Below are 13,110 nucleotides of genomic sequence, written 5' to 3'. Positions count from 1 at the left end.
ACGGTATTATAATACGTTTAATAGTTGTTCTTTAATCTTTTCAAGTTCATCCTTCATTTGAACTACCAGTTTTTGCATTGGGGCATAGTTGGATTTGGAACCTATAGTATTGATTTCACGGCCCATTTCCTGACCAATGAATCCAAGTTTCTTACCATTGGAATCCGCCGACTTTAGGGCTTTCAAAAAGTAGTCCAAGTGGTTTTGCAAGCGTACTTTTTCTTCGGTAATGTCAAATTTTTCGATGTAATAGACCAACTCCTGCTCAAAGCGGTTTTCGTCTACTTTTTCTTTGATGTCGGCAATACCTTTTTCCAATCGGGCACGTACGCCTTCAATACGCTCTGGGTCCATTTCAATTACGGCCTCCAAAAGTTTTCCGATATTTTGGACGCGGTCTTCAAACTCTGTCTCTAAAGCTTTTCCTTCATCCTTACGGTACTTCTGGATTTTTTCAATGCTTTCGTTAATGGCAGCGGCAATTTGGGTCCACTCATCTTCATCAATCTCGTCCCGTTCTGTAGTTACGGAATCGGGTAAGCGTATGGCCATTTTCAAAAGTTCGGTCTCATCACCATCAACCACATCCTTAAGCTGTTTGATGTATTCCTTAACGACAGTTTTATTGATTTGCGATGAAGTTTCCTCTCCAGTGATTTCCATATACAATGAAAAATCGATCTTACCACGTTCCAATTGGGAGGCAATGAGTTTCCTAATATTCAACTCCTTTTCCCTGTACATGGAAGGCATGCGGGTGTTTAAATCTAAATTTTTACTGTTTAGAGATTTTATTTCAATGGAAATCTTTTTGCTAGGAAGCTGTAGTACAGATTTTCCATAGCCTGTCATTGACTGTATCATGAACTTAGTTTATAAAGTTGTGCAAAGGTAAACAAAAAGCTAAAGTTAAGGATATTATAAAATAAGCGTATTTGTTATGCTTGCATAGTAAAATAAGCATAAATTTGTTTGAAACAAAAAACAGCTATGTACAAGAAAGTATTTGAGATAAGATGGAGCGATGTAGACGCCAATAGGCATTTGGCCAATTCGGCCTATGTGAATTTTATGAGCCATACGCGCGTGTCTTTTTTTGACGACCATGACTTTTCGTTGGCCGATCTCGCCAAGTTTGATATCAGTCCGGTCATTTTTTATGAGCATATCTACTATTTTAAGGAGGCTTTTATGGGAACACCCATTACGGTGTCTTTGGAAATAAAGGGGTTTAGTGCCGATGGAATGTTCTTTAAATTTGAACATGACCTTTACGACCATAAAGGGAATCACTTGGCCAATTGCGAATTGATGGGGGCTTGGATTAACTTAAAAACCAGAAAGCTTACTGCCTTGCCAGAAAACTTGTTGGAGGAAATTATGTCACTTCCCAAAGCCGAGGACTTTAAAATATTGACCAAAGAAGATACCCGTAAACACGGGAAAATGCCAAAAAACCTTAGTTAGTTCTTAGGTTTTTTGGTTACCAAAAATACACCTGTCATGATCAAGGCTGCGGCACTTAGTTTGATAACATTTAAGGTGTCGCTGCCCATGACCACGGCAAAGATGCCGGCTACTACGGGCTGCATATACAAGAAGGTGCCTACTGTTGAGGCTCTTAATTTGGTTAGGGCAAACAAGTTGAGCAAATAGGTGCCGAAAGTAGCGCCAATAACCACAAAGCCCACAGCAAAGTAGGTGTATGTGGAAAAAGTACTAAGGTTGACACTTTTTAATTCCCCGAATCCAAAAGGCAGTACCCAAATAAGTCCGAAGGTAAACAACCATTTTATAAAGGTCAAGGGGTGGTATTTGTCTACTACTTTTTTTATGATGATAAGGTAGAAGCTATAGGAAACGGCGTTGATGAATACCAAGAAATTCCCCAGTAGAATATGGTCGCCCACTTGTGTGGACTTGCCATAAACCGAAAGCACAATGGCTCCGGTAAAACCAAGAAGCACCCCCAATATTTTTAGGTTGGTAATCTTTTCTTTCAGTAAAAAGGCTGAAAAGACCAAAACCACAATAGGAACCACGGTCATGATTACCGAGGCATGTATGGGTGTTGTATACTGTAGCCCTTTAAAAAAGGTGAGCATATTCAGGCCAATTCCAAAAATGGAGGCCAATAGAAACGTTTTATAATCTTTGCGTTCTATTCGTTCCTTAGGAGCAAAAATGCTAATGATCCAAAAAAGTGTGGTGGCCCCTAAAACCCTCAGGAGAATAAAACCAAAAGGAGCTACATGTCCGCCGTCAATAACATCATTGGCAAATGTAAAAGTTACTCCATAAAGCACCTGTACCACGATGGCTGCGAGGAGTGCCCATATCCTACCGTTCATATGTAAATTGCTGAGAAAGTTTAGTTGCTGTGGATAGCTTCTTTGGCAGCTTCCACCACTTTTTTGCTATTGCCGATAAAGATGGCGTCGTTGTAAATAATTACCGGACGGCTCAAAAAAGTGTAATGCTCCAAAATGTAGTGTTTGAAATCTTTTTCAGTTAGATTTTGGTCCTTGAGGCCCATTTCCTTGTATAACTTGGCACGTTTGCTAAACAAAGTCTCAAAACTACCTGCTAGAGCTCCCATTTCATCCAATTGCGCTACCGTGATAGGTTCGGTCTTGATGTCCTGGAATATAAAATCGGAAGGAAGGTCCAATTCTTTAATGATTCTAACGCAGGTGCTACAGGTTTTTAGGTAGTATATTTTTTTCATGGCCAAGAATTGTAAAACCGAAAAGGAATCTTTTCTTTTGAGGTGCAAAGTAAAATCATTTCAAAAGAAATTTACTTACTTTTAGTGAAAATTTAAGACATGGATTGGATTTTTGATGTCACTTACAAAAACAGAATGTTATTAAAAGGAATCTTGGAACAGTTGAGTTTGAAAGAACTTAATACCATTCCTTCAGGATTTAAGAACAATGTTATTTGGAACATAGCCCATACCATTGCTACCCAACAAATTTTAGTATACAAATTGTCTGGTTTGCCAACTTTAGTTTCGGAGGATTTTATAGAGCAGTTTAAAAAGGGGACAAAACCTGAACGGGATGTGACACAAGAAGAAGTAGACAACATTAAGGAATTGTTGTTCTCTACTTTGGAGCAAACAAAAACCGACTACGCCAATCAGATTTTTAATTCTTATAACGAATATACTACTAGTACAAATAGTACTTTGACCTGTGTGGAAGACGCCATTGGGTTTAATTGTTTTCACGAAGGCATACATTTAGGCTATATTTTGGCCCTTAAAAAATCAATTTAATTTATGGATTACTACGGTATTGCCACTATTTTAATAGTGCTTGCGGCCATTTTTGGCTATATCAATGTTAGATTTTTAAAATTGCCAATTACCATTGGCTTAATGGTGATTACCATTGTATTTACCTTAGCTGTTTTAGGGGTGTCAAGGTTTGACGATACCCTGTTGGCGCATGAAAAGGAATTCATTTCACAAATTGATTTTAAAACGGTCCTGTTGGATGTAATGTTGAGTTTTCTGTTGTTCGCTGGGGCTTTGCATACCAATTTTTCCCAATTGAAAGTGCAACGAGGACCTGTCTTACTATTTGCAACTTTAGGGGTCTTGGTGTCTACTTTTTTGGTAGGAACCTTAATGTACTATTTACTGTTGTTAATTGGTTTAGACGTGGCCTATATATACTGTTTGTTGTTTGGAGCCTTGATATCGCCGACGGATCCAATTGCCGTTTTAGGAATTTTGAAAAAGGCCAATGCTCCCAAAATATTGGAAACAAAAATTGTGGGAGAGTCCTTGTTTAATGATGGTGTTGGAGTGGTCGTGTTCTTGACAATTTTTTCGGTAGCCGCTTTTCCAAATTCGGAATTGGTAGCAACGGATATCTTGAAGCTGTTTGGACAGGAAGTTCTGGGCGGCATCGCATTAGGCTTGTTGTTGGGCTGGGTAACTTATCGTTTGATGAAATCCATAGACAATTATGAAATTGAAGTGATCATCACGATTGCGGCCGTGATGGGAGGGACTTTATTGTCACACAAACTTCATGTGTCGGCACCATTGGCTATTGTAGTGGCTGGTTTGATTGTTGGAAATGATACCGTGAGAAATTCAGCCATGTCTGATGTTGTGGAACTTTACGTAGACAAGTTTTGGGAACTTATTGATGTTTTATTGAATACCATTCTCTTTGTGATGATAGGGATGGAAATGTTGGTTTTGAGTTTTGAAACCAGTTATGTTTTGGCTGGCTTGATAGCAGTGCCGATTATTTTATTATGCCGTTATATCTCGCTTTGGGTGCCCATAAAAGTCTATGCGCAAAGGTTGGGCTTTGTCCCTTTTACCAATCTAATCATGACCTGGGGTGGTTTACGTGGTGGTATTTCCATTGCCTTGGCACTAAGCTTAAAACCAGAAATGCACCGTGATTTATTTTTGGTAATTACCTATATTATTGTGGTGTTTTCTATCATTGGTCAAGGTTTAACAGTGGAGCCAGTTATTAAACGATTTACCAAAAAAATCAGTTGATGCTAAGAAAAGAATTTGCTTCATCATAAGGAATTAAAAACTCGGTAATGCCTTGTGCATAGGAGGCTATTTCATAAGTATTGTAAAGGATAATAACACCATCTTCATTAAAGCCAATGGATTCCGGTAGTTGGAAATCCTTTCCGAAGAAAAGGTCTTCCATGGCCTTGTCCTTTGCTTTTTTGGCCTGTTCTTTTTTTAGGTTAGCTTCTACAAGTTTGCTAAACCCTGCCATATCTGTAATGAGATCTTGGGTAGAATATAATTGCCCTGTATTTGGGTTGAAATTCAAGAAATCGATGCGGTCATTGCCATGAGCACCGCCTGTATATAGATAGGTGTTTATGGAAATACATAAAATTTCTGGAGATTGGTACTGTACTTCCCCTTCAACCAAAGCTTCCCATCTGGCTTCGCTATCTTCAAATTCATCTTTAAAACCAGTATATTCCGAATTGAATTTTTCTATGGCATCTTTGACATCGCCAGGAGGAATACTGTCATTGAAGGATATTTGATTGGCGATGTATGAATCGATGGCAGTGTTGATTGTTTTGGCTACTTCGGAAGGCCCTGTTGCCTTTGGGTATAATACCTCGATTTTTGCTCCGGAAGGAAGTGAAAGAAATGAATCTTCAAATTTTAAAGACGCATCTTCGGCACAGTTGAAAAGAAATAGACTTAGGGCAAACAGGGACAGATATTTTTTCATAGGAAGGGTCAATTTTGGAAGTTAAAGGTATAACATCCATTTGAATACAGCGAATTAAAGCCTAAATTTGTTTAAAACCATTTTATATGAAATTTAATACCAAAACCATACATGGTGGGCAGGAACACGACAAGGCTTATGGAGCTGTGATGCCCCCAATTTATCAAACATCCACTTACGCGCAATCCACTCCAGGTGGTCATAAAGGCTATGAATATTCGCGAAGCCAAAACCCAACACGCCATGCCTTGGAAAAAGCTTTGGCAAGTATTGAAAATGGGAACTATGGATTGGCGTTTGGTTCTGGTTTGGCAGCTATTGATGCCGTAATCAAATTATTGAATCCGGGGGATGAAGTGATTTCAACCAACGATTTGTATGGAGGGAGTTACCGATTATTTACAAAGATTTTTGAGCGTTTTGGAATTGTATTTCATTTCGTGGGAATGGAAAATGCAAATAGAATTGAAAATTATGTCAATAGCAATACCAAGCTTATTTGGGTGGAAACACCAACCAACCCAATGATGAATATTATCGATATTAAATCTGTGGCCGGCATTGCCAAGAAATACGATGTATTGTTAGCTGTTGACAATACGTTTGCTACGCCTTATTTACAGCAACCATTAGATTTGGGAGCGGATATTGTAATGCATTCTGCTACGAAATATTTGGGAGGACATAGCGATGTTGTCATGGGGACTTTGATTGTAAAGGACAAAGAATTGGCAGATAGGCTTTATTTTGTTCAGAATGCTAGTGGTGCTGTGTGCGGGCCTCAGGATAGCTTTTTGGTGTTAAGAGGAATTAAAACGTTGCATATACGAATGCAAAGGCATTGCGAGAATGGACGAGCCGTGGCAGAGTACCTGAAAGCTCATCCAAAGATTGAAAATGTTTGCTGGCCTGGTTTTGAATCGCACCCAAACCATGAAATCGCAAAAACACAGATGAAGGATTTTGGTGGGATGGTATCATTTACAACAAAGGGCAACAATTATAAAGAAGCCATTAAGATTGTTGAAAATTTAAAGATCTTCACCTTGGCAGAATCTTTGGGAGGCGTGGAATCCTTGGCTGGTCATCCAGCGAGTATGACCCATGCCAGTATTCCGAAGGAAAAAAGGGAGCAAACGGGAATTGTAGATTCCTTGATTCGGTTAAGTGTAGGAATTGAAGATATGGAGGACTTGATTGCGGACTTGGAACAAGCGATTGGGTAGATAGAGATATAAAACTAAAAAAGCAGGCCAATTAGCCTGCTTTTTTTATATGGTATTGATTTAATCTAGGTAGTAAATGTATCCAAAATTCAACCAAATCAACCAGTCGTTATATTTGTTGTAGCTCAATTTATGGTTAAAGCCATCAATCCAATCACTAAAATAGTATTGCCAACGTAGGTCCAGCATTAAATCGGAAAGGATTCCGAGTTTGTATCGCACCCCAACACTGGTAACAACGGACCATGTGTTGATATGGTCTGTGTTAATTGGATATTCCCGTGACAAAGGAGAAGCTCCCGGAGGTAATGGGGGTAGGTATACAGGATTTTCGTACCAATAGGAATAAATATTACTAGGGTCATTAATTAGACCATTGCCATGTGTAGTGCTGGCTTGTGGCGACGCCGAGGTATAGTGCGCTCCCAAACTTACAAAAGGCGCAAACCTGTAACTGAAAGCTTGAAATGAACGGATACTTCTTGGGAAATATTCCAACTGCATTCCAACATCAAAATTTTCTGCTACCCCATGGTGGTCTCTCAAACGCTGTGCATTTTCACTGGTTTTACTAGGTCTTACCCATTGCCCATGGTGATCCAAAATGGTTTTGTTCCATGAAATTTCCGATCTTAGCTTAAAGTGATCGTTAAAATAAGTATCTGTAGAGTAACAGTTACAATCGGCCCGATAGGCAAAATTGATATAATGGATAATACCTATTCCAATCCCGGAGTTACCGTAGTTGGTTTCTTCGTCGTTACGGCTTCCAAAATCTGAACGAAATTGAACTGGACCAACAATTGCCCCGATTTCGTGTGAAAAACCCAATTGAGAAAATCCATTATAGGTGGTTGAAAAGAGAAATATAATGGATAATAGTTTGAAATTAAGCTTCATATGGTTTGGTTTGTCCTAGGGCAAATGATGTTAACAAATATAGAAAAAGTGCATTAACAAACAAATAAAAGCATTTTAACAAGTAATTAAGTACAATTTTGAGGTTTAATTATGAGATTAACATTGAGTTAAATTTATTTTGAGAATATCAAAAAAATAAGTTTAATTTTTTAAAGATTCCCTATCTTTGCGCCTCGAAAAGAACCTTTGATTTTTAATATTTAATATAATGAGAGAAAAAATAGATGCTTTTTTAGACCTTGTAAAAGAAAGAAATGGGCAAGAACCTGAGTTTTTACAGGCGGTTGAGGAAGTTGCAGAGACTGTAATTCCTTACATTGCAGAGCAAGATATTTATCACGGGAAGAACATCCTGTTAAGAATGGTTGAGCCAGAACGTGTCATTACTTTTAGAGTTTGTTGGGTTGACGATGAAGGCGAAATCCAGGTGAACAGAGGATATAGAGTTCAAATGAATTCTGCAATCGGACCATATAAAGGCGGTTTGCGTTTCCACCCTTCGGTAAATATGAGTATCCTTAAGTTCTTGGCATTTGAACAGGTGTTTAAAAATAGTTTGACCACATTGCCCATGGGTGGTGGAAAAGGAGGAAGTGACTTCGATCCTAAAGGGAAGAGTGATAATGAAATCATGAGATTCTGTCATGCCTTTATGAGTGAAATGTTCCGTCATATTGGTCCTCAAACCGATATTCCTGCTGGTGATATTGGTGTAGGAGCTAGAGAAATTGGGTTCCTATTCGGAATGTATAAAAAGCTAAGAAATGAGTTTTCAGGAGTGTTGACCGGTAAGGGATTGTCATGGGGAGGATCTTTGATCCGTCCAGAGGCAACAGGTTACGGTAACGTATATTTTGCACAAAGTATGTTGCAAACAAAGGGAGACAGCTTTGAAGGAAAAACAGTGGTAGTTTCTGGATCTGGAAACGTGGCGCAATATGCTGCTGAAAAAGCAACTCAGCTAGGTGGTAAAGTAGTAACTTTATCTGATTCTTCTGGATATATTATAGATGAAGAAGGTATCGATGCTGGTAAATTAGCCTATGTAATGGAGTTGAAAAATGTAAAAAGAGGACGTATTAGTGAGTACGTAAACGAATATCCAAATGCTAAATTCTTCGAAGGTAAAACACCTTGGGAAGTGACTTGTGATATTGCCTTGCCATGTGCTACTCAAAACGAACTTAACGGAGAGGATGCTAAAATGCTAGTGGAAAATGGTTGTATCTGTGTGAGTGAAGGAGCCAATATGCCTTCGACCAAAGAGGCCATTACTGAATTCCACAAGGCTAAAATCCTATTCGCACCAGGTAAAGCATCTAATGCTGGTGGTGTAGCAACTTCTGGTTTGGAAATGACGCAAAACTCTTTACGTTATAACTGGACAAGAGATGAGGTTGATAATAAGCTAAAAGAAATCATGGCTAATATTCATGAAGCTTGTATTGAATATGGAAAAGATCAAGATGGCTATGTAGATTATGTAAAAGGTGCAAACATTGCCGGATTTGTTAAGGTAGCAGATGCCATGTTGGCTCAAGGAGTAGTGTAACACAAACTATCATAATGAATTTTAAAAAGCTTCCATTGAAAAATGGGAGCTTTTTTATTGCCCTTAAGCATATGATTATATATAAATTCTCGTTTGTAATAAATATATTTGAACCTTAATATTTTAAGATGGTTTATAAAACTATACGACTTCTAGTTTTTTTATTTGCAATAAATTGTTTTTCACAGGATTATTCTGTGCTTTGGGAGGGGCATTTCTCTTATTACGACATTAAAGATGTGGTACAGGGAAATGATAAAATATATGCTGCTTCAGAAAATGCCATTTTTATTTATGATGAATATACTCAGGACATAGAAACGGTTACTACAGTTGAAGGACTGTCAGGGGATGTTATTTCTACTATTGCTTATAGTGAAAATTATGACCTGCTACTGATTGGTTATGAAAATGGATTGATGGAAGTGGTTCAGGGCAGTGAGCATGAGATTTTAACGGTAGTTGATATTCTTGAAAAGGAAACTATTTCTCCAAATTTAAAACGAATCAATGACTTCTATGAATACGAGGGCTTGGTTTACATTTCAACAGTTTATGGTATTTCGGTTTATGATTTAGAGTATTTGGAGTTTGGAGATACGTTTTTTATCGGAAATGGGGGTTCTCAAATTACTGTGAACCAAACCACAGTTCACGATGGTTACATTTATGCAGCCTGTTCAAATAACAATGGTATAAAAAGAGCTGAGCTGAGCAATCCAAATTTAATTGATTATCAGCAATGGCAAGGAGTTGTGGGCGGTAATTTTATTGGTATAAGAGGAGTGAATGGAAGATTGTATACTATCAGGGCAAATAAATCAATTTATGAGTTAGAAGACACTTTATTGGACCAATTATATACATATACAGATATTCCTTTGGATATGAAATCTGTGGGGGATTTTTTAATTGTTACGACCAAAAAGGATGTATTCATCTATGATGCCAATTTTAATTTAATTAGTGATGCCCAGGTTACGGGAATTTATACAACTAATTTTAGTGCTGCTACAGTTTCAAATAATCATATTTATATTGGAACTGATAGTGTTGGCTTACTCCAAACAGAACTCAACAGCCCTTCTACTTATTTTGAAATTCGTCCTGGAGGGCCTCTAAGAAATGACGCTTTTAAAATTCAGGCAGGCAATAATAATTTATGGGTTACTTTTGGTGGGTATACCGTTGATTATGCTCCTTCTCCATCAATATTGTTTGGAGTGAGTCATTTGAAAGGGGAACAATGGATCAATACCTCTAAAGATAGTGTTTTTGGAGCTAGAAACCTTAACTATGTAGCAGTGAATCCTTTCAAGTTGTCCCAGGTTTTTGTCAGTTCTTTCCAAAATGGGATATTGCAGATAGATAATGAAGTTCCAACTATCTTGCTGGATAATACCAATAGTGGATTGGAGTCCTTGGTGATTCCAGGAAACCCAAATTACTTTAGCATTAGGCAAAGTGCTTCTCAATTTGATAGGAACGGTGTGTTATGGACCATGACAGGAAGGGTTGACAGTCCATTAAAATCTTATAATCCCACTACGGGTGATTGGAATTCGTACAGCTTTAATGAAATAATCCCAGATGGATTTAGTGGTGAGTGGGGATATTCAGATTTAGTAATCGATAATAATGGAACTAAGTGGACAGGAGGTTATCATAATGGAGTTTTAGCATATAATGAGAACGGAAATTCGATTAATAGAGTTTATAGTGTTGAACAGAACATGCCTTCCTCCATTGTAAGGGCCCTAGCAATGGATAATAGAAATCAATTGTGGATTGGAACCATAAAAGGATTGCGAGTTCTTTACAATACGGCAAATTTTCTGGAGAATCCCAATCCAACGGTCAATGAAATAGTCATTTTAGAAGACGATATTGCCCAAGAACTTTTGGCGGATCAGTTTATTACGGATATCAAAGTTGATGGCTCCAACAATAAATGGATTGGGACCTTAACTTCAGGCGTGTTTTACTTTTCTCCAGACGGACAGGAAACAATTTATCATTTTACGAAAAGCAATTCTCCATTACCATCGGATGTAATTAATGACATTTCCATTGATAGTGAAAATGGGCGGGTTTATTTTGCAACTGAGAATGGGTTAGTTTCCTTTTTAGCAGGTGGTTCGAAGACGGAGGACGAGTTGGATGATGCCTTTGTGTATCCTAACCCGGTAAGACCCGAGTATAATCTTTTAGGGTTTGATGATCTGAATAATATTACCAAAGGAGTCAAAATAAAAGGGCTTACCGAGAATGTCAATATTAAAATTACCGATATAGAGGGGAATTTGGTGGCTGAAGCTCAATCGCGAGTAAACCAACGTACCTCGAGAGCAGGTTACAATTTTGCCATTGATGGAGGAACCGCGATTTGGAATGGTAAAAACCTTGCCAATAATGTGGTGGCTACTGGTGTGTATCTTATCATGATTTCCGATTTGGATTCTTTCGATACTAAAGTGTTGAAGTTGCTAATTGTTAGATAAAGTCTTTCGCTGATGTTGTCTAAAAATAAGGTCATTGTACTGTCCAAACTAAAATATCGAGACCACGATTTAATTGTAAAATGTTATACCCGCAATCGAGGGACAGTGAGTTATATTTTGAGAGGCGTTCTAAAAAGTAAAAAGGGGAATTCTAAGGTGGCCTATTTTCAAATGTTGTCACAGTTACAAATCGATGAAGACTACAAGCCCAATCATTCGCTTCAAACTATCAAAGATATTAAGGTAGAGCATCCATATGAGTCTTTGCATACAAATTTGTTGAAGGGTTCTATAGTAATGTTTCTCGCAGAAGTCTTGTCTACCGCCTTGAGAGAAGAGGAGCCCAACGAGGCTCTCTACGACTATTTGAAAAACTGCCTATTGCTGTTGGATCACGAAACCCAATTTTCCAATTTCCATTTGTTGTTTTTGCTTCAGCTTACGAGACATTTAGGGTTTTATCCGGATGTTTCAAATAGTTCTCAGCCTTATTTTAATTTGAGCAATGGTTTGTTTGAAAGTCACAATGATGGTGTTTATTCTATATCTGATGAAAACTTGAGCATTTTAAAACAGTTATTGAATACAAATTTTGAAGGCCTTTCCAATGTAAAACTGAATTCAAAACAGCGTCAATCCTTCCTTAATATGTTGTTGTTATATTATGAGTTGCATTTGGGGGATTTCAGAAAACCGAAATCTTTGATAGTGCTTAATCAGGTGTTTAACTAATTTTCACTGAAATAAGGAAATTTTAAGGGTACCCATACATAATGAATAGAAGACATTTTCACACATTTGATGCACTAAGATTTTTTTCTTTTCTCTTGGTTTTTTTTCTGCATGTACCTAAAACGGGAATAACTTATATTGATTTTTTTCTTAAAAGTGGGGGAATTGGGGTGACATTCTTTTTTGTGTTAAGTGGATTTCTAATTACATACATTTTGCTTTATGAAAAAGAACATACAAAGAGAATCTCTCTTAAGAATTTTTTCTCTAGGCGAATTTTGAGAATTTGGCCGCTATTCTATCTTATGATAGGATTTGCCTATGTATCCCCATATATATTAAATGCCCTGAACTTGCCTTTTGAAAATGAAGGTTACAAACCAAATTTATTGACATCAATATTCTTTGGTGAAAATTATAAAATGATGATGACCAATACATTTCCTGACGGGGCTCCTTTAAGAGTTATGTGGTCACTTTGTATAGAAGAACATTTTTATATCCTTTGGGGAGTGTTATTTTACTATATCTCCAATAAAAGTATTCCTCTTCTTATTATATTGAGTATTGTTATTGCAAATATTGCTCGACTCATTTATACTTATTTTGGATTAGGGCATATTGATGTATTATCTCATTTAGATTATTTTGCTTTTGGTGCAATGCCCGCATATTTACTCATTCATAAAAAAAGTTACATAAGTTTCGTAGAGAAAATACCAAAATATTTAAAGTACAGTTTTTTAGTTTTTACTATTTCTATGGTATTTGTCATACCAAATATAAGCTTAGTTTATATTGAGGGTTTATATCCAACTATATTGGCTCTTCTATTTTCAATTACTATTTTATTTACTTTAGGAAACAATTCCATTCACATTGGTGATAATTTGTGGTTTAGTAAATTAGGAGTCTATACCTATGGTTTATAC

Annotated in this window: 13 protein-coding genes; 8 read left to right on the top strand and 5 right to left on the bottom strand. The window is 37.3% G+C overall.

Annotated elements, in window-relative coordinates; translation table 11 throughout:
* Positions 1 to 6 precede the first annotated feature (6 nt).
* Positions 7 to 864, bottom strand: a complete 858-nt coding sequence (locus ZA05_RS04095) for a YicC/YloC family endoribonuclease (RefSeq protein ID WP_053990415.1) — start codon at positions 862 to 864, stop codon at positions 7 to 9.
* A gap of 108 nt (positions 865 to 972) precedes the next feature.
* Between ZA05_RS04095 and ZA05_RS04090 the strand changes: the two genes are divergently transcribed.
* Positions 973 to 1,467: a thioesterase family protein gene (locus ZA05_RS04090; protein WP_255350050.1), complete on the top strand. Its 495-nt coding sequence runs from the start codon at positions 973 to 975 to the stop codon at positions 1,465 to 1,467.
* On the opposite strand, the gene ZA05_RS04085 is transcribed toward ZA05_RS04090, so the two are convergent.
* Positions 1,464 to 2,351: a DMT family transporter gene (locus ZA05_RS04085; RefSeq protein WP_053990413.1), complete on the bottom strand. Its 888-nt coding sequence runs from the start codon at positions 2,349 to 2,351 to the stop codon at positions 1,464 to 1,466. The two genes, ZA05_RS04090 and ZA05_RS04085, sit on opposite strands and share 4 nt — an antisense overlap.
* Before the next feature lie 20 nt (positions 2,352 to 2,371).
* Entirely contained in the window at positions 2,372 to 2,728 is a 357-nt protein-coding gene (locus ZA05_RS04080) for an arsenate reductase family protein (protein WP_053990718.1), read from the bottom strand.
* A 99-nt stretch (positions 2,729 to 2,827) separates the two neighbouring features.
* Here ZA05_RS04080 and ZA05_RS04075 point away from each other — a divergent pair, with 99 nt between their 5' ends.
* Entirely contained in the window at positions 2,828 to 3,283 is a 456-nt protein-coding gene (locus tag ZA05_RS04075; RefSeq protein WP_053990412.1) for a DinB family protein, read from the top strand.
* Between the two features lie 3 nt (positions 3,284 to 3,286).
* Entirely contained in the window at positions 3,287 to 4,534 is a 1,248-nt protein-coding gene (locus ZA05_RS04070; RefSeq protein ID WP_053990411.1) for a sodium:proton antiporter, read from the top strand.
* Here ZA05_RS04070 and ZA05_RS04065 read toward each other — a convergent pair.
* Positions 4,527 to 5,246: a DUF3298 and DUF4163 domain-containing protein gene (locus ZA05_RS04065; RefSeq protein WP_053990410.1), complete on the bottom strand. Its 720-nt coding sequence runs from the start codon at positions 5,244 to 5,246 to the stop codon at positions 4,527 to 4,529. The genes ZA05_RS04070 and ZA05_RS04065 overlap by 8 nt on opposite strands.
* Before the next feature lie 86 nt (positions 5,247 to 5,332).
* On the opposite strand from ZA05_RS04065, the gene ZA05_RS04060 reads away from it, so the two are divergent.
* Positions 5,333 to 6,472, top strand: a complete 1,140-nt coding sequence (locus tag ZA05_RS04060; protein WP_053990409.1) for a cystathionine gamma-synthase — start codon at positions 5,333 to 5,335, stop codon at positions 6,470 to 6,472.
* A gap of 60 nt (positions 6,473 to 6,532) precedes the next feature.
* Here ZA05_RS04060 and ZA05_RS04055 read toward each other — a convergent pair whose 3' ends face one another.
* Positions 6,533 to 7,372, bottom strand: a complete 840-nt coding sequence (locus tag ZA05_RS04055; protein WP_053990408.1) for a hypothetical protein — start codon at positions 7,370 to 7,372, stop codon at positions 6,533 to 6,535.
* A gap of 229 nt (positions 7,373 to 7,601) precedes the next feature.
* On the opposite strand from ZA05_RS04055, the gene gdhA reads away from it, so the two are divergent.
* The 4 genes from gdhA to ZA05_RS04035 all read left to right on the top strand — a co-directional run.
* A complete protein-coding gene (gene gdhA / locus ZA05_RS04050; RefSeq protein ID WP_053990407.1) occupies positions 7,602 to 8,945 on the top strand; it encodes an NADP-specific glutamate dehydrogenase in 1,344 nt (447 codons plus the stop codon).
* Between the two features lie 128 nt (positions 8,946 to 9,073).
* Positions 9,074 to 11,446, top strand: coding sequence for a two-component regulator propeller domain-containing protein (locus tag ZA05_RS04045; protein ID WP_053990406.1), 2,373 nt, complete (start codon positions 9,074 to 9,076; stop codon positions 11,444 to 11,446).
* A gap of 12 nt (positions 11,447 to 11,458) precedes the next feature.
* Positions 11,459 to 12,178 (top strand): DNA repair protein RecO, encoded by a 720-nt coding sequence (recO, locus tag ZA05_RS04040; RefSeq protein WP_053990405.1) that lies wholly within the window; start codon positions 11,459 to 11,461, stop codon positions 12,176 to 12,178.
* A 41-nt stretch (positions 12,179 to 12,219) separates the two neighbouring features.
* The coding region (locus ZA05_RS04035) for an acyltransferase (protein ID WP_053990404.1) at positions 12,220 to 13,110 on the top strand (891 nt) is incomplete at its 3' end.

Source organism: Mangrovimonas sp. TPBH4, assembly GCF_001280505.1.
Taxonomy (GTDB): domain Bacteria; phylum Bacteroidota; class Bacteroidia; order Flavobacteriales; family Flavobacteriaceae; genus Mangrovimonas_A.
Note: the sequence above shows the minus strand (reverse complement) of the source record. Positions and strands in the feature narration are given on the sequence as shown.

Coding starts and splice junctions, on each gene's coding strand:
- ZA05_RS04095 (WP_053990415.1), bottom strand. CDS start 864: ATGATACAGTCAATGACAGGCTATGGAAAATCTGTACTACAGCTTCCT.
- ZA05_RS04085 (WP_053990413.1), bottom strand. CDS start 2,351: ATGAACGGTAGGATATGGGCACTCCTCGCAGCCATCGTGGTACAGGTG.
- ZA05_RS04080 (WP_053990718.1), bottom strand. CDS start 2,728: ATGAAAAAAATATACTACCTAAAAACCTGTAGCACCTGCGTTAGAATC.
- ZA05_RS04075 (WP_053990412.1), top strand. CDS start 2,828: ATGGATTGGATTTTTGATGTCACTTACAAAAACAGAATGTTATTAAAA.
- ZA05_RS04070 (WP_053990411.1), top strand. CDS start 3,287: ATGGATTACTACGGTATTGCCACTATTTTAATAGTGCTTGCGGCCATT.
- ZA05_RS04065 (WP_053990410.1), bottom strand. CDS start 5,246: ATGAAAAAATATCTGTCCCTGTTTGCCCTAAGTCTATTTCTTTTCAAC.
- ZA05_RS04060 (WP_053990409.1), top strand. CDS start 5,333: ATGAAATTTAATACCAAAACCATACATGGTGGGCAGGAACACGACAAG.
- ZA05_RS04055 (WP_053990408.1), bottom strand. CDS start 7,372: ATGAAGCTTAATTTCAAACTATTATCCATTATATTTCTCTTTTCAACC.
- gdhA (WP_053990407.1), top strand. CDS start 7,602: ATGAGAGAAAAAATAGATGCTTTTTTAGACCTTGTAAAAGAAAGAAAT.
- ZA05_RS04045 (WP_053990406.1), top strand. CDS start 9,074: ATGGTTTATAAAACTATACGACTTCTAGTTTTTTTATTTGCAATAAAT.
- recO (WP_053990405.1), top strand. CDS start 11,459: ATGTTGTCTAAAAATAAGGTCATTGTACTGTCCAAACTAAAATATCGA.